At 35.4% G+C, this 22,852-nt stretch carries 18 protein-coding genes; 16 read left to right on the top strand and 2 right to left on the bottom strand.

Annotated features, from left to right (window positions below; all coding sequences use genetic code 11):
- Positions 1-94 precede the first annotated feature (94 nt).
- From WAX78_RS20555 to WAX78_RS20485, 15 genes are all read left to right on the top strand, one after another.
- A complete protein-coding gene (locus WAX78_RS20555; RefSeq protein WP_336483872.1) occupies positions 95-703 on the top strand; it encodes an SAM-dependent methyltransferase in 609 nt (202 codons plus the stop codon).
- A 156-nt stretch (positions 704-859) separates the two neighbouring features.
- On the top strand, positions 860-2,641 hold the full coding sequence (locus WAX78_RS20550) for a L,D-transpeptidase family protein (RefSeq protein ID WP_336483871.1): 1,782 nt from the start codon (positions 860-862) through the stop codon (positions 2,639-2,641).
- Positions 2,642-2,951: 310 nt separating this feature from the next.
- The gene (locus WAX78_RS20545) at positions 2,952-5,174 is read left to right on the top strand and encodes an arylsulfatase (RefSeq protein ID WP_336483870.1); all 2,223 of its coding nucleotides are present in this window, start codon (positions 2,952-2,954) and stop codon (positions 5,172-5,174) included.
- Positions 5,175-5,211: 37 nt separating this feature from the next.
- The gene (locus WAX78_RS20540) at positions 5,212-6,456 is read left to right on the top strand and encodes an anaerobic sulfatase maturase (RefSeq protein WP_336483869.1); all 1,245 of its coding nucleotides are present in this window, start codon (positions 5,212-5,214) and stop codon (positions 6,454-6,456) included.
- A 209-nt stretch (positions 6,457-6,665) separates the two neighbouring features.
- On the top strand, positions 6,666-7,898 hold the full coding sequence (gene mtnK / locus WAX78_RS20535; RefSeq protein WP_336483868.1) for an S-methyl-5-thioribose kinase: 1,233 nt from the start codon (positions 6,666-6,668) through the stop codon (positions 7,896-7,898).
- Positions 7,899-7,910: 12 nt separating this feature from the next.
- Positions 7,911-8,957, top strand: coding sequence for an S-methyl-5-thioribose-1-phosphate isomerase (mtnA, locus tag WAX78_RS20530; RefSeq protein ID WP_336483867.1), 1,047 nt, complete (start codon positions 7,911-7,913; stop codon positions 8,955-8,957).
- 52 nt (positions 8,958-9,009) lie between these two features.
- Entirely contained in the window at positions 9,010-9,795 is a 786-nt protein-coding gene (locus WAX78_RS20525; RefSeq protein ID WP_336483866.1) for a DeoR/GlpR family DNA-binding transcription regulator, read from the top strand.
- Positions 9,796-9,827: 32 nt separating this feature from the next.
- On the top strand, positions 9,828-10,469 hold the full coding sequence (locus WAX78_RS20520; protein ID WP_336483865.1) for an L-fuculose-phosphate aldolase: 642 nt from the start codon (positions 9,828-9,830) through the stop codon (positions 10,467-10,469).
- 129 nt (positions 10,470-10,598) lie between these two features.
- The gene (locus tag WAX78_RS20515; protein ID WP_336483863.1) at positions 10,599-10,838 is read left to right on the top strand and encodes an excisionase family DNA-binding protein; all 240 of its coding nucleotides are present in this window, start codon (positions 10,599-10,601) and stop codon (positions 10,836-10,838) included.
- Between the two features lie 249 nt (positions 10,839-11,087).
- On the top strand, positions 11,088-12,296 hold the full coding sequence (locus WAX78_RS20510) for a histidine kinase dimerization/phospho-acceptor domain-containing protein (protein ID WP_336483862.1): 1,209 nt from the start codon (positions 11,088-11,090) through the stop codon (positions 12,294-12,296).
- 121 nt (positions 12,297-12,417) lie between these two features.
- Positions 12,418-13,653 carry an ATP-binding protein gene (locus tag WAX78_RS20505; RefSeq protein WP_336483861.1) on the top strand — a complete coding sequence of 412 codons (1,236 nt, stop codon included), beginning with the start codon at positions 12,418-12,420 and terminating at the stop codon, positions 13,651-13,653.
- A 254-nt stretch (positions 13,654-13,907) separates the two neighbouring features.
- Positions 13,908-15,101 carry an HD-GYP domain-containing protein gene (locus WAX78_RS20500; protein ID WP_336483859.1) on the top strand — a complete coding sequence of 398 codons (1,194 nt, stop codon included), beginning with the start codon at positions 13,908-13,910 and terminating at the stop codon, positions 15,099-15,101.
- A 128-nt stretch (positions 15,102-15,229) separates the two neighbouring features.
- On the top strand, positions 15,230-16,405 hold the full coding sequence (locus WAX78_RS20495) for a hypothetical protein (RefSeq protein WP_336483858.1): 1,176 nt from the start codon (positions 15,230-15,232) through the stop codon (positions 16,403-16,405).
- A 355-nt stretch (positions 16,406-16,760) separates the two neighbouring features.
- On the top strand, positions 16,761-17,873 hold the full coding sequence (locus tag WAX78_RS20490; protein ID WP_336483857.1) for a PRK06851 family protein: 1,113 nt from the start codon (positions 16,761-16,763) through the stop codon (positions 17,871-17,873).
- Positions 17,874-18,298: 425 nt separating this feature from the next.
- Positions 18,299-18,835 (top strand): GNAT family N-acetyltransferase, encoded by a 537-nt coding sequence (locus tag WAX78_RS20485; protein WP_336483856.1) that lies wholly within the window; start codon positions 18,299-18,301, stop codon positions 18,833-18,835.
- A 572-nt stretch (positions 18,836-19,407) separates the two neighbouring features.
- On the opposite strand, the gene WAX78_RS20480 is transcribed toward WAX78_RS20485, so the two are convergent.
- Entirely contained in the window at positions 19,408-19,569 is a 162-nt protein-coding gene (locus tag WAX78_RS20480; protein ID WP_336483855.1) for a hypothetical protein, read from the bottom strand.
- 543 nt (positions 19,570-20,112) lie between these two features.
- Between WAX78_RS20480 and WAX78_RS20475 the strand changes: the two genes are divergently transcribed.
- A complete protein-coding gene (locus WAX78_RS20475; protein WP_336483854.1) occupies positions 20,113-20,889 on the top strand; it encodes a nucleotidyltransferase domain-containing protein in 777 nt (258 codons plus the stop codon).
- 40 nt (positions 20,890-20,929) lie between these two features.
- Here the strand turns inward: WAX78_RS20475 and WAX78_RS20470 are convergent, their stop codons facing one another.
- A complete protein-coding gene (locus WAX78_RS20470) occupies positions 20,930-22,456 on the bottom strand; it encodes an FAD-dependent oxidoreductase (protein WP_336483853.1) in 1,527 nt (508 codons plus the stop codon).
- Positions 22,457-22,852 lie beyond the last annotated feature (396 nt).

Here is a 22,852-nt window from a genome sequence, read left to right as displayed (position 1 = left end):
AATTTGTGAATATGATATGTGGCTTGATTAGAAAAGAATGATGAGTAGAATCCTAATTGTATTAGGGTTCTTTTTTAGAGAGAAGGAGCAATAAATGAACGAACAATATTATGATGCAGTACTAAACATAAAAACAGTAGGAGAGCAAAAGGGATTCTACGAGTCTTTGCATTATCATCGTTATGAACCGACACCATATCTTGCACTAGAACAGTTGTTTAATAAGTATGAACTGAAAAGTAGTGATCGAGTTGTTGATTTTGGATGCGGAAAAGGACGATTAAATTTCTATATCCATCATTTTTATCATGCATCTGTAGTAGGAATAGAAATGAACGAGACCTTCCATCAAGAAGCAATGGAAAATCGAGATCGTTATTTGAATAAGTCTAAGAAAAGTAAAGATAAAATTCATTTTCATTGTTGCTTGGCACAAGAGTACGAGATTGATCCACTGGATAATAAATTTTATTTTTTTAATCCATTTTCGGTGCAAGTGTTTATGAATGTGATAAACAATGTATTGCTTTCGGTAGAAAAAGTAGAAAGGGAAGTAGAGCTAGTTTTATATTATCCATCGGAAGATTATATTTATTTTTTAGATAATCAAACTTCTTTTGAATTGAAAGAGGAGGTTATATTGCCAGGATTGTATGAACGAAATTCGAATGAGAGGTTTTTGATATATCGATTAGCGTATTAGAAATCTATGCTAGATTGATAAAGAACAAGGGCCTTTCCACGTTAATGGGGGATAAAAAATGCTAAAATATCACCCGTTTTCATCAAAATTTGACAGAATTTTCTCGCATAATATGATATTGTTATTTTTAAAATATATATATATTCGGGGGAAAATATGAAAAAATTTACGATTATGCTTGTTTTATTGTTTAGTATGTTTTTTTATACCGATCAGACAAAAGCAGATAGTGGTTCCCAGTTACTTATCATTAACAAAAAAATAAATCAACTGGCCTATTATAATGGAGGTACTTTAGTCAAAACATTTAGAGTAGCTACAGGAAGAGATGACTCTTTAACGCCAGAAGGGAATTTTAAAATTGTAACTAAGATTGTAAACCGGCCATATTATACAGGCAATATTCCAGGTGGTGATCCTCGCAATCCTCTAGGTAACCGTTGGATGGGGTTAGATGCTAGAGGTACATATGGTACAACTTATGCTATACACGGAAATAATAACGAAAATTCGATTGGATCTTATGTAAGTTCAGGTTGTATACGAATGCACAACGATGAAATTCGTTGGCTTTTTGATCAAGTACAACTGTACACACCAGTAATCATAACAAATACAAATGATACATTCGATACGATTGCTGCTTCCAATGGTTATTATGTTGTTTCTGGCTGGAAACAAACAAATGGGAAATGGTATTTCTATGATGGCAACGGAGTGATGAAAACTGGTTGGTTATTAGATAGAGGAAAATGGTATTACCTAGATGGATCTGGTGTGATGAAAACCGGCTGGACATTAGACAGAGGGAAATGGTATTACCTAGATGGATCTGGTGTGATGAAAACTGGCTGGTTATTAGACGGAGGGAAATGGTATTACTTAGATGGATCTGGCGTCATGAAAACTGGTTGGTTATTAGACGGAGGGAAATGGTATTACCTAGATGGATCTGGTGTGATGAAAACTGGTTGGTTACTAGACGGAGGAAAATGGTATCACCTAGATGGATCCGGAGTGATGAAAACTGGTTGGTTATTAGACGGAGGAAAATGGTATTACCTAGATGGATCTGGTGTGATGAAAACTGGCTGGTTACTAGACGGAGGAAAATGGTATTACCTAGATGGATCTGGAGTGATGAAAACCGGCTGGTTATCAGACGGAGGGAAATGGTATTATCTAGATGGATCTGGTGTCATGAAAACTGGTTGGATGAAAATCGATGATGACTGGTATTACTTCTATGATAATGGCTCAAGGGCTGCAGGTACTATAATCGACGGGTATAAATTAGATAAGGATGGCGTCTTGGTTAAAGTTGAATATCTTGCTTTAGGAGATTCTTTAGCAGCTGGGCAAACTCCATATGGAAAAATGGATGCAGGTTATCCTAATTTTATTAAAGAACGCTTTCAAAAATCTTATCATGTAGTTGATTTTAATAATTTTGGTACGGCGGGATATACATCTGTTCAATTGAAAAACGATGTTTTATACAATGAAAAAGTTCAAAAAGAAATAAAAGAGGCAAGTCATATTACGATCGATATTGGTTTGAATGATCTGGCTCCTGTAATTCAAACAAATTCAAATCAAGCCCAAGAAGCAATTCAAAATGTAAGTGTGAATTTAGAAACGATTTTGAGTACTATAGATAATCTTAATAATCACGTTCATGTTTATGTAATGGGATACTATAATCCTTTCCCATATCAATCACAAGAACAACAGGCGACGCTATTACCATTATTACATGATTTAAATACTCAAATGGAATTACAGGCTAATTCACATGGTGATACATTCGTACCTACTGAGAAGGCAATTGAAGCGAATTATGCAGAGTATATTCCAAATCAATCTGATGCTCATTTAAGTTTAGCGGGATATAGTGTGGTAGCGGGTGAGTTTTGGAAAGCAGTATCTAAGAATTAAGCAGAAAATAGTTGAGTCCAATTTACTAATTTAGTTTAATTACATTTGTTAGTGATGTTAATTTAAAAATGAAAAGTTTCATTTTATAATAAAAAGCGCAAGTTAAGTTGCCCTACACAATTCCCTTTTTGGTGAGATGTAGGGCAATTTTATTTTTATAAGAACAGCAAGTAAATGATATAACTAATCATTTTTTTAAAAGCTTCTTTTTTCACTAGAGCATTCATTATAAAATCATTCCCTTAATAAATTACTTAATATATATGATCCATTGTTTACAAACCTTGTCAGTATGAAAGGAAAGATGGTGATGGGATTGAAGACAGGGCTTGGAAGTTCTGATAAAAAATCTGCGCTTAATGTAATATATATTGTTCTAGATGATGTGGGTTACTCCGCTTTAGGTTGCTTTGGTTCAGAAATTGAAACACCTAATATTGATTCATTAGCTGAAAATGGCCTGCGTTACAATAATTTTAATGTAACTCCTTTATGTTCTCCTACTCGTGCTTGTCTATTAACAGGCCGTAACTGTCACTCTGTGGGGGTGGGATTCATAACTGAAATAGATTGGGGACCTCAATATCCTAATAAACGAGGGAGAATTTCAGATACTGCTGCTACTTTAGCTGAAATTTTAAAATTGAATGGGATGGCTACATATATGATTGGAAAGTGGCATTTGGTTCCTGGGCATGAAGCAGCATCAAGCGGACCTTTTGAAAATTGGCCGCTGTCAAAAGGCTTTCAACGATATTATGGTTTTTTATTAGCTCAGACAGATCAGTATGCACCGGATTTAGTATACGATAATCATCGTGTGCAGAGGCCGGATATATCTAATTATCATTTATCAGAGGATCTGGTTGATAAAACCTTGGAATTTTTAACGGATCATATTTCTGTTACTCCAGACCGGCCGTTCTTTCTATACTTAGCCTTTGGGGCACAGCATGAGCCTCATCAAGTACCAAGAGAATTTATAGAAAAATATAAGGGGGTTTACGATAAAGGATGGGATGAGATAAGGAAAGAGCGATTTGAGCGACAAAAGGGATTGGGAGTTATTCCGCCTTATACAGAACTCGTTGAACGCAATCCAGGGATTAAGCCATGGGTTGAACTGAAAACGAAAGAAAAAGAATTGTTTATTAAATTTCAGCAGACATATGCTGGGTTTCTAACACATACAGATCAGCAAATTGGCAGGTTACTCTATTTCCTAAAATCAAAAAACAAGCTAGATGATACTATCGTCGTTTTACTTTCTGATAACGGAGGCAGTCAGGAGGGAAATTGGAATGGTTCGATTAATGATTCAGCATACTTTAATGGAATCGAGGAAAGTGTGGATACTATGTTTGCTCATATAGATGAAATAGGAGGACCTTCCACAAGTTCTAATTATCCTAAAGGATGGGCACAAGTTTGTAATACACCTTTTAAATATTATAAGCAAAATACTTTTTTTGGAGGGACTCATGTCCCGCTCATCATCCAATGCCCTCAAAGTATTCCAGACCCTGGATCAATTCGTTCCCAATTTTATCATGCTATTGATATTACTCCTACTATACTAGACCTTCTAGGCATTGAGGCTCCTGGGGTGTATGAAGGCGTTCCGCAGATGCCGCTTCATGGTTTGAGCATGCTGGATACATTTACAGAACCGCATGTTCCATCAAAGCGAAAAACACAGTATTTTGAAATGATCGGACATAGGGCTATTTGGCAAGATGGATGGGTTGCCGTTACCTATCATGAAACAGGCATACCTTATAATGAAGATCATTGGGAATTATACAATGTAAATAAAGACTTTTCGCAAAAGTACAATCTAGCAAAAAAGTATCCAAGAAAATTGAAAGAGCTTCAAGCAATATGGTGGGAGGAAGCTAAGAGGTACGGTGTTTTACCTTTAAGTGACAATCCATATCGAAAAGGGTATGAAGGTTTACAGGAGGGAAGGACAACGTTCATTTTCTATCCTGGCATGGCTCATTTGCCAACGAGTGCTGCTCCCCAAATAACACTTTCTTCTTATTCCATTACAGTTCCAATCTTTCGTGCAACTCGTACAGCAGAAGGTGTATTAATTGCTCATGGCAATCATTCAAGTGGTTATACATTATATATAAAAGATAACTATTTATTTTATGAATATAACTATGTTGGAACTGTTTATAAAATGCAATCTTCTGTTGAAGTGCCCGTTGATTATTCAACTATACGATTTGAATTTAAAAAAGAGATGTTAAATCAAGGAATGGGCATTCTTTATATCAATGGCCAACAGGTTGGCACACTTTATATGCCTCGCACATTACCATTTCTTATTTCTACTGAGGGGTTAGATATAGGCCGAGATCGATTAACAGCCGTGGGCACTAACTATCCAGTGGCGGAATTTCCGTTTAGTGGGCAAATTGAGAGAGCGGTTATTGAACTTCAGGATGATCAAAAAGATAACCAGTTTTTGAACAAAAGAGATTCCATTTACATTAATCTAAATGGAACGATTATTTATTTGTAAGGTTGGTATTATCCCTCTAGAGAAAAGAGGTAATAAAATGGGGAAGCATAACAGTTTTCATATTCTTGCTAAGCCGACGGGCCCAATGTGTAATCTCGATTGTAAGTACTGCTATTACACTGAAAAGGAAGCTTACTTTCCTAAGGATGATTCCTTCCGAATGTCTGATGCAGTTTTAGAATCATATATTAAACAGTATATCGCTTCTCAGGACACGCAAGAAATTGTCTTTGCTTGGCAGGGAGGAGAACCAACATTAATAGGCTTAGATTTCTTTCGCAAGGCTGTATCTCTTCAAAAAAAATATGCAGATGGTAAACAAATTACAAATACAATTCAAACGAATGGAACATTGTTAAATGACCGTTGGTGTGAATTTTTTTCAGCTCATCATTTTTTAGTTGGTCTGAGCTTAGACGGACCTGAGCACATTCATGACATGTACCGAATTGACCGTGGAGGGAAACCTACATTTGAATTCGTAATGAAGGCAATTGCTATGTTAAAGAAACATGGTGTAGCATTTAACATACTGACTTGTGTTACGAGACATTCCGCTTATAAACCTCTAGAAATCTATCATTTTTTTAAGCAGCAAGACATTCAATATATACAGTTTATCCCGATTGTAGAAAGAGAAGTGAATGAAGATGCGGCAAAGTTATCCCTGCGCCATGCAACTCCTCCTTCTCTGTTAATGGAAGAAACGGAGCAAGAAGTAACTCCTTGGACAGTAGAATCAGAAATGTATGGAGAGTTCCTTATTCAAATATTTAATGAGTGGGTTCAGCATGATGTAGGATCGGTTTATGTCATGAATTTTGAATGGGCATTAGCTTCCTGGATAGGAATTCCGTCACCGATCTGTATTTTTAGAGAAGAATGTGGCCAGGCGGTAGCTATGGAGCATAATGGTGAGATGTTTTCTTGTGATCATTACGTTTATCCTGAATACCGATTGGGAAATATTACAGATGGTTTAACAAATATAATGAATGTGCCATCACTCCTTGCCTTTGGCAAAAAGAAACGAGATACTCTTCCAAAAGTGTGCAGAGATTGCGAGGTTCGATTCGCTTGTCATGGAGAATGTCCTAAAAATAGATTTTTAGTTTCAGATCAAAATGAACCAGCGTTAAATTATTTATGCGCATCCTATAAGAAGTATTTTAAACATATTAATCCGTACATGAAAATGATGAAGCAGCTGTTACAAGATGGATTGCCTGCTTCTTATATTAAAGAAATAATTATAGATCAAGGCGGTATTTCAAAAATTTAAAATAGGATATTTTTAATTTTTGAAATCGTTGGGACTTTATATGGGGAAATGTTGACTCCCCTTCTTAACAAGCTATAATAAAAACTAGATGTTCGTTTCGAACAAAAAATGATCCAAAAAGAACATGCTATAGGTTGAATAAAATACTATCAATCTATTATTTTTACGGATTTTAGAAAACGCTTACATTTAGTGTGGAGGGAGAAACCATGTCTAAGTTCACGAAGTATTTTTTAATGGAATCTAGTGATGTAATACCGTATGTGATGGAGAAGTTATCGATGTTCGAGGACGCACAGCGTTTGCAGTGCAAGGAAATTGGGGACGGCAATTTAAATTATGTGTTCCGTGTTTGGGATGAAGAGAAGGGAACTTCTGTTATTGTGAAGCAAGCGGGAGATACGGCGCGTATTTCTGATGAGTTTAAGTTATCTACGAATCGTATTCGCATTGAGTCAGATGTGCTCCAGCTAGAGGGGAAGCTGGTACCAAGGCTCGTGCCGGATGTGTATTTGTATGATGATGTAATGAATTGCTGTGTAATGGAAGATTTATCAGATCATACGATTCTTAGAACTGCACTTATGAATCATCAAATCTTTCCTAAGCTCGCAGATGATTTAACAACTTTTATGGCGAACACATTGCTATTAACATCGGATGTGGTCATGAACCATAAAGAGAAGAAAGAGCTTGTGAAAAATTATATAAATCCAGAGTTATGTGAGATTACAGAAGATCTTGTGTACTCTGAGCCGTTTACAGATCATAATAAACGAAATGAATTATTTCCTTTAAACGAAGGCTGGATTCGAGAGCATATATATAGTGATGACGAACTTCGCATGGAAGTGGCAAAGCTGAAGTTTGCATTTATGACAAATGCACAAGCTTTGCTGCATGGAGATTTGCATACTGGGTCTGTGTTTGTAAGAAAAGATTCTACAAAGATAATTGATCCAGAATTTGCGTTTTATGGACCGATGGGATATGACATTGGGAACGTTGTGGCAAACTTAATATTTGCATGGGCAAATGCAGATGCAACAATAGGTTCTGGTGTGGAAAAGGATACATATATGAACTGGTTGGAATGTACGATTACAGATATAATTGATCTATTCTCGGTGAAGTTCTTAGAAGCTTGGAATGTGCATGTTACAGATAGTATGGCGAAAGAAGAGGGATTTGATCGTTGGTATTTACAGTCTGTATTAGAAGATACAGCAGCTGTTACTGGTCTTGAATTAATTCGCCGTATTGTTGGCTTAGCAAAGGTGAAGGATATCACATCTATTGTAGATGAAGAAGCGCGTGCTAGAGCAGAACGCATTTGTTTACAAGCGGCTAAGTTGTTTATTTTACAAGCAAGTACGCACAAAACAGGCAATGATTTTTTACAAACGTTAAAAACACAAGCACTATCATTTAGCACAAAGTAAGGAGAGAAGATCATGTCAGAGCAATTAATACCGATTCAATGGAAAGATGAAGCTTTAGTTTTATTAGACCAGACTTTATTACCAAATGAGGTTGTCTATGAATCTTTTACAACGGCAGAGAGCGTATGGGATGCGATTCAAGTGATGAAGGTACGCGGTGCACCAGCGATTGGGGTTTCAGCAGCTTACGGTGTGTATTTAGGGGTAAAAGAAGTGCTGGAAGATTCAATGGAAGTGTTTATAAATGAAGTTGAAAAAGTATGTGCTTATTTAGCGACTTCAAGACCGACAGCCGTGAATTTATTTTGGGCGCTTGAGAGAATAGAGAGTGTCGCAAAAGAAAATGTTCATTTATCTATTATAGATTTGAAAAATAGATTGTTAGAAGAAGCAAAAATGATTCATAAAGAAGACGAGGAGATTAACCGTCAGATTGGTGAACATGCGCTTACGTTATTTCAAGACGGTATGGGTGTGTTAACGCATTGTAACGCGGGAGCTTTGGCGACAACGAAATACGGAACTGCGACAGCGCCGATGTATTTAGCGAAGGAAAAAGGCTGGGATTTAAAAATTTATTCTGATGAGACGCGTCCAAGATTACAAGGATCTACGCTAACTGCGTTAGAGCTGCAGCGAGCTGGTATCGATGTAACGGTTATCACAGACAATATGGCAGCGATGGTGATGTCACAAGGGAAAATTGATGCAGCAATTGTAGGATGTGACCGTGTGGCAGCAAACGGTGATGTAGCGAATAAGATTGGAACGTTGGGTGTCTCCATTTTAGCAAAGTATTATAACATTCCGTTTTATGTAGCAGCGCCGACACCAACAATTGATTTGAAAACACCAACAGGCAAAGAGATTCCGATTGAAGAGCGCGATGCTTCTGAAGTTATTAACCGCTTTGGACAATATTCAGCACCGCAAGATAGTAAGGTGTATAACCCTGCATTTGATGTAACGCCGCATGAGAATATTACAGCAATCATTACAGAGAAGGGCATTGTACGTCCACCGTTTGCGGAGAATCTAAAAAAGTTATTTCAGTCATAATGAATTTTGCATATTAGACATATAAGAAAATAAAAAAAGAGGATCGATTATCATGTCTAATTCACCAGCAGATAGAAGAAATAAAATGATTGCGATGCTCGAGAAGACAGAGTACGCAGATGTTTCGTATTTAAGTGATGTATTTCAAGTGTCATTAATGACGATACGACGAGATTTAGAGAGGCTTGAAAAGGACGGAAGGGTCATTCGGGTTTACGGTGGTGTAAAGCTGAAAACAAAGCGTGTATATGAAGCTTCTATGGAAGAGCGGTTAAATAGTAATAAGCGAGAAAAGATGGCAATTGCTCAAGAAGCAGCAAAGCTCATTGAAGATGGCGATGTAATAGCCTTTGATGCAAGTACAACTGCGCTTGAGGTAAGTAAGTTCATTAAAGACCGCAAAAACCTTACAGTTGTAACAAATAATTTGAGCATTGCAATTGAGCTGGCAGATGCGCCTCATATTGTAGTGATTTTGCTTGGGGGCTTTTTACGAGGAAAATCATTATCTATCATGGGGGCATCCTTACAGCAATACCTTCAATCAATTTATATTGATAAAGTTTTTGTTTCAAGTAAAGGGCTAAGCTTTCATGAAGGTTTAACAGATACAGCAATAGATGAAGGGGAAGCGAAGCAGGCGATGCTGAATAAGGCAAGTGAAATCATCGTTCTAGTGGATCATACGAAGCTTGGAAAGGTTGCTTTCTTTGAAGTGTGTAATAAACAGTGCATTACAAAAATTATTACAGATGAACTCATACCACTTACACCGATGCAGCAAGAATGTATTACAAGCTATAAAGAATATGGAATACCTGTCATTATAGCAAACTAGCCGTAGCAAGTTTCCTACTAAGGAGGATGTATATGTTACTACAAAAAGAGAGAGAAGAAATTGTAGAGTATGGAAAGAAATTAATTACAAGCGGACTAACAAAGGGGACAGGCGGTAATATTAGTATTTTTAACCGTGAACAAGGCCTAGTTGCGATGAGCCCAAGCGGCTTAGATTATTTTGAAACAACGCCTGAAGATGTGGTTGTACTGAATTTGGATGGAGATGTGATTGATGGAACAAGAAGACCATCTAGTGAGCTTGATATGCATCTCATTTATTATAAAAAAAGAGACGACTTGAATGCTCTTGTACACACACATTCTCCTTATGCAAAGACAATCGCATCATTAGGTTGGGAGCTTCCAGCCGTTTCTTATTTAGTAGCTTTTGCAGGTCCAAATGTGCGCTGTGCACCGTATGCAACATTCGGTACGAAAGAATTGGCAGAAGCAGCTTATGAAGGAATGATAGATCGCCGCGCTGTTTTACTTGCGAATCATGGACTTATTGCAGGGGGACATAATATTAAAATGGCATTTACAGTTGCAGAAGAGATAGAATTTTGTGCGCAAATTTACTATCAAACGAAATGCATTGGAGAACCGAAGCTATTGCCAGCGGAAGAATTAGCTGTATTAGCGAAGAAGTTTGAGACATACGGTCAAAAGTAATAAAAGATTAGGGATTGGTTTCCCTAATCTTTTGTTTATATAGAATACAATTGCATTGTCAGCTCCAAAAGTTGTGTTGTGTGTGATAAAGTTTATATAGCTGAAATTTTGTATTTCATACAGAGAGGAATGAACATATTGTATTTAACAGTAAAAGAAGCAGCTGAATTTTTAAGTATGCCAGAATCGTATATCGAAAGCCTAATCCAACAAAAACGCATTCGTGCTGTCCATGATGGCCAGCAGTACTTGCTGAATAAAGAGCAATTTAATACGCACTTAGAACAAATGGAGAAATATAAAAAGTTAGTAGAAGAAATATTAAATGAACCAATCCCAGAAGATATAGATGTGAAAGACGAGGACTAGGATACAATTTCTAGTCTTTTTTTATACATATTTTCATAAATAGGGTAAACAAGGGGAGCGATTTTTAACAAGGAATGTAATAAAGTATAAGGATTCTTCTTTTTTATTTTTAAATATAAGATTGTATATTTCTATTATATTATTATAATGAAATATCAGTGCTTTTTATTCGAAATTATAAAGTGAAACTTCCATCAGTGGTCTTACTGCCCGCGAATAGCGGGATAAAAACATACAAAGGAGTTTAATGTGAATCCGAGTACAATGTTATTTCAAGAAGAGAGGAAAGGTGCAAAGTTATTTTTATGGGTGTTTAATTTTGCTTATATAATTTTGCAGGGTCCGTACATAAGGACAGTAAATTACGATACAAACACATTTGGATTTATCGCTAATTTTGGTTTATCTATGCTCATTTTACTTTTATTATTACTTGGAATATATTGTGTAAAAAAAGAAATTCCGCATGCTGTGAAATATATATATTTAATAGGATATTTATTTGGAGATATTTTCCGTAACGTGTGGCTATATTTGGAAGACGCTGCTGAATTGGGAAGTGGAAACTTTGTAGAAGTTGTGTTAACTTTCTTTGTTCCTATTTTTATGAGTAAAAGGTATTTTTGGACTTTAATTATTAGTTTGGTTATAAAGTACAGTGTAATTATTGTTGTATCTCAACAGCCAAAGGCTTTGATGACAATGATTGTTTCTGTTGTAGTATTGGGTGTTTCTTATATTTTATTAATGCGCTTTCACTCTTATGTTGAGGGAATCAATAAGGTATTTAAGAAAACAAAACAAAATCAGCAGTCGGCAGTTATAGGAGAAATGGCCGCGACTATTGGACATGAAATACGGAATCCGTTAACATCTTTAAAAGGTTTTACACAATTGCAGAAAGAGAAGTATCCTAATGATCCAATCTATCATAATATGATTCAAGAAATTGAACGAATAAATAGTATAATCGGTGAGCTTATGATTCTAGGGAAACCAAAGTCGAAACAATATGGTACATATAACATAAGGCAGCTATTATTAGATGGAATTGATGTGGAAGAAAGGAATATTCGAGAAAGCGAAATAAAGATGAACTATATTTTTGATGAGAATGTACCAAGTATAGAATGTGATACAAAACAAATGAGATACGTTTTTGTTCATATTATGAAATATGTAATGAAGAAAATAGAGCAAGGAAGTACTATAAATATTTGCATTCAAACTATAAAAGAAGAATTTGTTGTTATACATATTGCTGATAAGGAATATGAAATAAATGAGAAAAGGACAATTGCTGTCGGAGAAGCGTCTTTTATCTCACAAGAAGATGAAATTGGTCTAGGGTTAATGGCTGTTCATAAAATTATAAATGAACATCAAGGTCACATTCATTTTGATTATGTAGCGAATGTTGGTATAAGAATAGAGGTTATCTTGCCAATTAAGCAATGAAGTATAGATTTGTTTGATAAATAACAAATTATTCTAGGAAGAATAGTTTCGTAAATTTGATTTTTCTTATAGAATAATAAGCGGTACATAAAATTGATGTTATGTATAAAGGGGTTTTAGCGTGGACAAAGCTCATATGCTCATACAAGAGGAAATTAAGGCATTAAAGCTTTTTTTAAGCTTGTTTTATATTATTTTTTTCTCCTATGATATCATATATTATTTTGTTTATCCGGCAATGAACATAGATGATCGGTCAATTGGTTTTCCAAAAGGTGGATTAGGATTTGGAATGCATATTTTCATGTTTCTGTTATTGCCGATTGGAATTTACTTAGTAAAAAAGAAAAATCCGTATGTTGTAAAGTATATCATCTTTATTGGATATACCCTTATTGATTTACTTAATAATATGATGATTTATCTAGATTCCAATCAAAAATTTGCAAGCGGGAATGCGGTAGAACAGTTTCTCATTCTGTTTTCGCCCCTTTTTGTGAATAAACGATATTTTTGGTTAGTCTCGCTTGGTATGATTGGAAAATATGCCCTGTTAGGGGTTGTTTTACATTCATCACAGGTTATTATCCCAATCGTATTATGTGTGATTCTCGCAATCATATCCTTCATTTTGTTAACACGTTTCAAATCGTATGTCCGTACCATTACAAAAATATTTGAAGGAGCGCAGCAGGCTGAAAAACTAGCAGTTGTTGGGAAAATGGCGACTACGATTGCACATGAAATTCGTAATCCATTAACAGCGTTAAAAGGATTTACGCAATTGCAGAGAGAAAAACATCCTGAAGATGCTGGGTATTATAATATTATGGTGCAAGAAATTGAACGTATGAATACGATTGTTAGTGAATTAATGGTTCTTGGGAAGCCAAAAAAGAGAGAATATAAATTACATAATATAAAAGATATTTTATCTTATGTCATTTATATTGTAGAGCAGCCAGCTTTACAAAATGGTATTACAATTTCTACAATGTTTGATAAAACATTACCTTTTATACAATGTGATGAAAAACAAATGAAACAAGTATTTCTTAACATTATTAAAAATGCGATAGAGTCTATGCCAAATGGCGGTAATATTATTGTCGAAGCGAATTCATTTCATGATAATCAGGTTGTAGTGAGTGTGACTGATGAAGGATGCGGGATGGATCAAGAGAAAATAGATAAAATAGGTGAAGCCTTCTATACGACAAAAGAAAATGGAACAGGCTTAGGGCTAATGGTTACATACAAAATTATTGAAGAGCATCAAGGTGAAGTCGCAATTGAAAGTAAGCTTGGTGTTGGAACAAAGGTAAATGTTATGTTACCAGTAGTAGAGACAAAGTAAATATATGTATAAAGAAACTCTTCTTTCAAACGATGAAAGAAGAGTTTCTTTATACATGATTATGAGTAAATAAAATGTAAAAGTATCGTTAAAGAGGGGGGGACAATCTGTTTTATTTAGAAAATATTTCATTTATAATAAAGGGAAATGTCGATAAATGACGAATTATTATGATTGGTCATCTTAACTATGTAGTTGTATATTTAAATAAATAATATGACTTCTTAGAGTACGTGCATCTAATGGAGGGAAATATGGCAAAATTAGAAGTTAGTTCTGTTGTGAGAACGGAAGAACGAAATACTGTCAAATGGTTTATATCATTATTTTATTTATGCTTTATACTATATGATTTTTTATGTAATTACATATTTCCTATTTTCATTATGAAAAATAGTACAACGTCTACAAGTTTTATGGGGCCGTGGTTTTATATTGTTATGGTACTTTTATTGCCAGTGATGTATTACGTTTTTCAAAAAAATAATGAACAATCAATAAAATATATTTGTTTTAGTGTTTATATCCTACTAACGATTATAGAAGATTTAGGAAGTTATTTAATGCATCCAAGAGCATATGCAAGTGGCAACATTGTAGAGCTATTTGCAATTTTATTCACGCCTATGTTTGTAAACACACGTTTTTTTTGGTTCGTTGTTTTAGGAGTATTAGGTAAATATCTTTTAATTGGATTAGTATTACAATCAATTACTGTTGTAATACCGCTTATATCTATATTTTTATTATCTATTATAGCTTATATATTGTTAAGGCATTTTAAACGTTATGTAGGAGTTATAAAAAATTCATACGATAGACAATTAGAAGCGTTAGTAAAAGGAGTTATTGCAACTTTAGAATTAAAGGATCCTTATACGAGAGGGCATAGTGAACGAGTGGCTACTTATGCACTTACATTGGCGAAAGAAACAGGGCGATTTAAGGCAGATGAATTAAAAGAATTTTATTATGCTTGTTTACTTCACGACATTGGAAAAATACATATTCCAGATCATATTTTAACAAAACCTTCTCGTTTAACGGCTGAAGAGTTTGAAGTTATTAAAACGCATCCAACTGTTGGAGCGGATGCCATGAAAGAAGTCGAAGGCCTACAACGAGGAATTAGTGTGATTCGTTCTCATCATGAGCGTTGGGATGGAAAAGGTTATCCAGATCAATTGAAAGAAACTGAGATTTCATTATTAGCACGTATTACGGCAGTTGCAGATGCATTCGATGCAATGACATCTTCGAGATCTTACCGAGCTGCACTCCCGTTAGAGGAAGCGTATAAACGAATTGTTGAGGGAAAGGGAACCCAGTTTGATCCGGATTTAATAGATTTGTTTAAAAAAGTGTATCCAGCATGGAAAGAAATACATCAAAAGTTATCTTGTAAGAAAGATATGAAAGTTTTTCATAAAAAGGAGGTGAAGGTATGAAAATTCGTAAACTAAAAAAAGTGAAGTTGACAGGATGCTGGTGGTGCAATTGGCCATGGTGGGAATAAAAAAGGATGCGAAGCATCCTTTTTTATTTATTTCAGCAGTTATAGAAAAAGGTGAATACTATGAAACTAACATATGAATCAACATTGATATTACATAATATAGAAGTCCGTCAAGATCAAAAAAACTACATTGTTGAAGATGCAACAACCGGTGAATTCTATGAAATGCCTCTTATTTGTATTGATGCAATTACTTTGATTCAAAAGGGATTTGATTTAAGAGAAGTAGAAGAGAAATTACAAAAACAGTATCCTGAAGAAGATGTGGATATGGTGGATTTTGCACAGCAATTGCTCGATTTAGAGCTCGTTCAAGCAGTAGATGGTGAGGAAATAGTTTGTAAGAAGGAAAAGGAGAAATTAGGATTTTCATGGATTTCTCCAAAGGTTGGTCGTTTCTTTTTTAATCGAAAGACAATGCTGCTCTATACGATTCTTTTTGTAGTGAATATCGTTCTGTTTATCGTACATCCATCTTTATTACCAAACTATAAAGATTTGTTCGTGTTTGATGTGATGACGTTTAATATTTTAGTTTGGGCTTCTGTCACATTTTTTTTGGTGTTTATTCATGAAATGGGGCATGTGCTTGCGATTAGGGCGCACGATTTTCCAACAAAGGTTGAATTTGGACATCGTTTGTTTTTGGTTGTGCTTGAAACAGATATGTCACCTGTTTGGAAGTTGTCTGCTAAAGAGAGAAACATTCTGTATTTAGCGGGAATGAGTTTTGATACAGTTATTTTATTTATTGCCTTAATAATGCAGCTTCTTTTTCAAATTCATTCACAAGTATTGTCAGGGATTCTTGCAATTATCGTGTTTGATACTACTTTACGCATGGTATATCAATGCTGCATATATATGAAAACAGATTTGTATTATGTGTTTGAAAATATGACAGCTTGTTATAACTTAATGGAGAATGGAAAGCGTTATATAAAAGGTTTGTTTGTTCCAAAATTCCGTGTAAGCAATGGTGAATTGTTTAATGGTGAAGAGAAGGTTGTTCGTTTTTATGGCCTTTTTTATGTTATCGGTGTTACTGTAACAATTACATTGGCAGTTCTGTTTTATATTCCGCAATCGGTGTATATGATGAGGCAAACGATTCCTAACTTGCAAAAACCAATATCGAATTTATATTTTTGGGATGCGGCGCTTATTATGCTGCAAACTGTAGTTATGGTTAGCCTTCTTCTGTATTCTTGGAGAAAAAAATATAGAAATGAATAATGAGAGATGAAGAGAAACTGTTAAGAGTTTCTCTTTTTTGGTCCCGCATTAATGGACAGTAGGCCCCACCTCAAGATTTAGAGAAAAGCGTTGTCCAGCTCTAGCGGCTAGAATCTCCGGTCGTTTCGCCCCCTCGGACGAGGCAAAAAGCACCTCTCTGCCTTGAGCTCCAACGTCCTGCGATTCTGGGCGAGCCGCTTCCGCTTTTCTAGAGAAGATAGGCGGAGGTTAACTGTCCGTAAAAGCACCTCCGAATGGGAGTTTCACTTCATTTGTAGCTGGGTATTCACCTATTCTTCCCTGTTTGCATATTGTAGCTTATGTAGTGAAACTGCTTACAAGGGAGTGAAAGGCAGTGACAGGAAATATAAAAAATTATTATGCTGGCGGTAATACAGCAAGGGGATTTTACAGTTTATATGAAGAGAACTTAACTGGATTAGACCGGTTGTTTATTTTAAAAGGTGGACCTGGAACAGGAAAATCTTCGCTTATGAAGGTGATTGGTCGTGAGTGGGTGGATAAAGGATATGATATTGAATTGTTACATTGTTCGTCTGACAATAACTCGATTGATGGTGTGATTATTCCGTCATTAAAGGTTGGGATTGTTGATGGAACAGCACCGCATGTTATTGAACCGAAAGCGCCAGGTGTTGTAGAAGAGTATGTAAATTTAGGGGTAGCTTGGGATTCTACTCAGCTTAGGGTGCATAAGGATGAGATTGTGCGTTATACATCAGAAGCGAGCAATGCATTTCAAGCAGCTTATGCGTGTTTTAAGACAGCGTTAGAGATTCATGATGAGTGGGAGAAATTTTATATTGACCATATTGATTTTGAAAAAGCAAATGAGCTGACAGAACAGCTCATACAGCGATTCTTTACTGATAAAACGTGTACGAAACATGCAAATGTAAAGCATCGTTTTTTAGGAGCTGCAACGCCAAAAGGAGCAGTTGATTTTGTTCCAAATTTAACAGAAGATGTACCGAAGCGTTATTTTATAAAAGGGCGTCCTGGTTCTGGGAAATCAACAATGTTAAAAAAATTAGCAGCGGCAGCTGAAGAGAAGGGCTTCGATGTTGAAATCTATCATTGCGGCTTTGATCCAAATAGTCTTGATATGGTTATTGTAAGAGAGCTTGGCTTTGCAATTTTTGATAGTACAGCACCTCATGAATATTTTCCAACACGTGAGAGTGATGAAATCATTGATATGTATAAGCTTATTATTGCACCGGGAACAGATGAGAAATATGCAGTAGAAATTCAAGATGTATCAAGGCGTTATAGAGAAAAAATGAATGAAGCAATGTCCTATTTAGCGAGGGCAAAATCTGCACGTGACAAACTAGAGAGAATTTATATTGCAGCGATGGACTTTGATAAAGTGGATGCATTCAAAGAGGAAATACAAGCAGAATTTGAGCGGATTGCAGAGAAAATATCACAAGAGCAAAAATAACACCTTGGTTTCCAAGGTGTTATTTTTTTGTGATTAACGAGGAAGTGACATGTAGTAGTGTCTTTTAGGAGTGGTGTTTGAAGGTATAGTTGTCGCTTTTAAATAAAGTCACGGTGTTTATAAAAAGACGCGATGTTTTACCCCTTTGGATCTGTTTATCTAAAGGGACGTTTTTATAGTGAAAAGTGAAAAGAAGATCTGAATTGAAAGGCGGATTAAGGAACTGTTGAGTAGTAATAAAGTTACTCCACTAAAGGGTTAGTTTTTTGAATAGCACTCAACAAGTAAATTTGATACGTATGTTTAAATATACGGAGAGGATTGTGAAGAAATATACTTAACCTAACGAAGGTGGGTTAGTTCGAAAAGGATATTATTAAAGGATATGGAATATAAATAAATTATTGAATTAGGGGGGGGGATAGTTGTCAATTTCAAAAGACATTGATAGTTACATTGTTCGTATTGGAAAAATAGAAGATGCCGAAGCAATTTTAGACATACAGAAATCAGTTGTATCCGAAGGCGAGTTTCTAATTTCGGTATCCGAAGAGTTTAATAAAACGTCATCTCAACAAAAAGAATGGGTACAGAGCATATTGGAGAGTGAAAATGAAACATTAATTGTAGCTGAAAAAGATGGTGAAGTTGTTGGTTGGGTAGTATTTGAAATTACCAAAAATAGAAAACGATTGTCTCATACAGGTTCTTTTGGAATGTTGATTAGAAAAGGTTACAGAGGACTGGGAATTGGAAAAATGCTACTAAAAACTTTATTAGAATGGGCAGAGAAGAACCCTTTAATTGAGAAGGTAAGTTTAGGAGTTTTCTCAACAAATCATAGGGCAATCTCATTGTACAAAAAAATGGGGTTCATTGAAGAAGGTCGTAAAATTAAAGAATTTAAATTTAATGATAACGAATATGTGGATGATATTCTTATGTATAAATTAGTTAAGTGAAATTGATTTTATTAGGCTTTTTTTCTAGCAGGTACGTTCCTATATTAAGTAGAAACGCATTTTCTTATTCAACAATCGGGCCCGATTGTGAAACAACATAGGTAGAAAGGATCAAACTTTTTTATAAAAACCAAACTTAAATCTGCTAGGGAAGAATCCATTTTGATCAATCTTTTTTCAAAATGGATTCTTTTTATTTATCACAAAACTTGGAATTGCGAGGTGTTTTTGATCGAACTTTATTTCAAAGCTACAAATTGAGTAAGCAAAAAATCCCGCTTTCAAGCAAATCTTTGTGTCAATTGATGGTCTATTATGTTGTGATTTGTGTTGTCAAAAGTTGTGTGATTTCTAATTTTGTACTCCAAAAGAGAACCCGTTATGTAAAACATCGGCTTTTTATTTGAATAAAAATCAACAATGAAATTTAACAGAGCCGAAAACAAAAAGAGCCACTTTCTGTTAGAGAGTGGCTTTGTATGAGTACGATTACTACATGTTACAGGGCTAGTATGTAAGTAATTACTTAAATGCATATTGCCTTATTTACTGAAAGAAGAACACCTGTTTAATTATTTTCTAATCAGTCTCGTTAAAGCCATCCCAAGAAATCCAACGCCCATTCCTATCAGCCATCCAATTTGGGAACTTCCTAACAAAGATCCCACTCCTCCACCAAGAAACATGCAGCCAACGAATACTAATCCTCCAATGCCCCATTTCTGCTGATCCATAATTCAATCACACCCTTTCAATAAAACATATGCTATTAGCTAACTAACTTTTCTTAAATATGATATGTTAATTATTTTGCTAGAGGTGGTATAGTTGTTTGGCTTAGGATCAGCAATGGTCAGGGAATTCAAAAGATGAAGATTGACGGCTTTGAAGGGATTGTAGAAGGTGAATTTAACTTTTAAGTATCATAACTTAAAAGTTGCGGAACAACATAGGTAGAAATGATCAAATTTTTTTATAAAAACTAAACTTAAATCTGCTGAAGAAGAATCCATTTTGATCAATCTTTTTTCAACATGGATTCTTTTTATTTATCGTAAAACTTGGGATTGCGAGGTGTTTTTGATCAAACTTTATTTCAAAGCTACAATAGTTGATAAATAGAGAATCCTCTTCTTTGATATTTCATCTTACAGAAAGACACCACATACATAGGGAATTTGTATATGTATGTTATCGCAGATGCCATACTAAAGGAAGGTGCTTCGGATTCGGTGTCGAATTTCCGAGGAAATGATAGAAAAATGAGAGTGATAAATATGAGAGAAAAAATTCAATTAGAGCTACAACGAATTGAAGGAGAAAACGACGTAAAGATTCTCTTCGCTGTTGAATCCGGAAGCAGGGCGTGGGGTTTTCCATCAAAAGATAGTGATTATGATGTTCGTTTTGTATACGTACATCGAATGGACTGGTACTTATCAATTGAACAAAAGCGGGATGTTATTGAGTATCCAATTAGCGATACCCTTGATATAAGTGGGTGGGAACTCCGTAAAGCATTACAGTTATTTTCTAAATCGAATCCAGCTTTGTTAGAGTGGATTCTTTCGCCAATTGTATACGCTAAGACATCAAATCTTCCGGAGCGTTTGCAGGAAATGAGTAGTCATTTTGATCTAAAAGCAACGATATATCATTATTTACATATGGCATCTAAAAACTATCGCACGTTTTTGAAAGGTGAGGAAGTAAAGCTAAAGAAATACTTTTATGTATTACGTCCGATATTAGCTTGTAAATGGTTAGAAGAGAAAGGAACATTGCCGCCTGTTGAGTTTGAAAGATTAGTGAATGGATTAGTCTTGGGTGCAAACCTTTTGAAAGAAATTGAGGAACTGCTTGAGAAGAAAAAAGCAGGTATCGAGTTGAATGTAGGACCAAGAATTGCGACATTGAATGAATTTTTAGAAGGACAGATTACGTATTACGAGGAGTATGTAAAGAGTTTAGAAAAGAAGACGACTATAGATATTGAGCAGTTGAATGTCCTGTTTCGGGATATGCTACATCAAAGCTGGAAAGAGCACCGATAATTTGGTGCTCTTCCTTAGTAAAGGTTGTACATTAACAGTACTACATATCTTCAATTCTCTTTAAAGCCTTATCAGCCGGCCCCTCAATCACATCTCCCTGAATCGAAAACCGCGAACCATGACAAGGGCAATCCCACGTACAATCACCACTATTCCATTCTACTTCGCAGCCTAAATGTGTACACGTTGTATCGACAATGTGAAGCTTGCCGTCATCGTCTTTATAAGCACCGGCACGTTTTCCGTTTATTCTTACGACAGCACCTTCTCCATTTACGAGGTCTTCTGGTTTACGAAGCGCAAATTCTAGTTTTCCTTCAATTAAATGTTTTGCTACGTCGAGGTTTTGAGTAACGAACGTTTTTATATCTGCATTCGCATGGAATCGTGATGGTGCGTAAAGTTCTTTATATGGGCTATCGATTTTCATAATGGACGCTTTTAGTAATAAAGCTGCCGCAGTTCCATTTGTCATGCCCCATTTACGGTAGCCTGTTGCGACGAAAATGTTAGGGTTATTTTCATTAATGTGTCCGATATAAGGCACTTTATCGAGTGTAATTAAGTCTTGCGTTGCCCATCTGTATGGAATTTCTTCTATGCCAAAGGTTTCTTCGCCAAATGCTTGCAGTGCTTCGTAATGGTTCATCATGTTAATGCCTTGTCCTGTTTTGTGGCTTTCTCCGCCAATTAATACTAATTTTTCATCACCCATTGTGGTGTAACGAAGGGAACGTTTCGGATTATCAATACTTATATACATTCCCCCTGGATATTCTTGTTTTGTTTTTACACCGAGGACATAAGAGCGCTCTGCGTACATTCTTGCGAAGAAAAAGCTGTTCGCATCATAAAACGGAAAGTGTGAACAAGAAATGATATAGCTACAGGTAATTCGATGTCCGTCCCTTGTAATGACTTCCAGATAAGATCCTTTTTCCACATCAACTGCAGTTGTATTTTCGTATATAACACCGCCGGCTTCAATGAATTGCTCGACAAGCGCCGCTAAATAGCGAAGCGGATGGAACTGTGCTTGATTCTTTATAACAAGTGCCGCTTTGATAGGAATTGGAAGCGGGATACTTTCTACGTATTCGCCAGGGATACCAAGCTTTTTGTATGCTTCTAATTCTTTCGTTAACTTGTGTAGACTTTCGGTTGAATTCGTATATAGATAAGCATCTTCTTCTGTGAAATCACATTGGATATTGTGCTGTTGTACGGTATCTTTTATAAATTGCCGTGCTTTATCGTTTGCTTCGTAATATAATCTCGCTTTCTCTTCTCCAAAATTGCTAATTAGTTCATCGTAAATAAGATCGTGCTGGGTTGTAATTTTTGCAGTTGTATGTCCAGTTGTTCCATTTAAAATATTTCCGGCATCAATTAATGCAACTTTGATTCCTTCTTTTGCAAGTAAGTACGCCGTTGTAATGCCAGTGATACCTGCTCCGACGATGGCAACTTCTGTTTTGATGTTCTCAGTTAGCTTTGGGAAAGTAGGGAAGCTAGTAGAATCTCGCCAATATGGTTCTGGAAATCTTGGCATTTGTTCATATTCCATCTGAATGCACCTCTTATTCTAATTAGTTTCTGTTACTTAATTTTTCCATTAACAAAAATTTCATGTGTCAAAATTAAATTATTTTAAAATAATAAAATGGTAGACGTTCTGTACATAATTTTTTGTTTTCATTTGCTTGACATAACATAAGATAAATAGGATTAAGTATAGTATCCTTCATAAAATTAAGTGTTTAGTAACGAAGTGATAAGGAATTGATAGGAAGTGTAAATGTTGGTAAATAAGCATTTTTTATTTAGTAACATAAGAAGTGATTATGAAAATATAACCAACTTTTATTACTAGGTCATAAAAGTTATTGACAATATAGAAAGTCTACTGATATGATTCATCTAGTGGAAAGGTTGATAAAGGGTAAAAAGAGAAATGTTTTTC

This window comes from Bacillus yunxiaonensis (assembly GCF_037104695.1).
GTDB classification, from domain to species: domain Bacteria; phylum Bacillota; class Bacilli; order Bacillales; family Bacillaceae_G; genus Bacillus_A; species Bacillus_A yunxiaonensis.
This window is presented reverse-complemented; position numbering and strand designations above follow the sequence as displayed.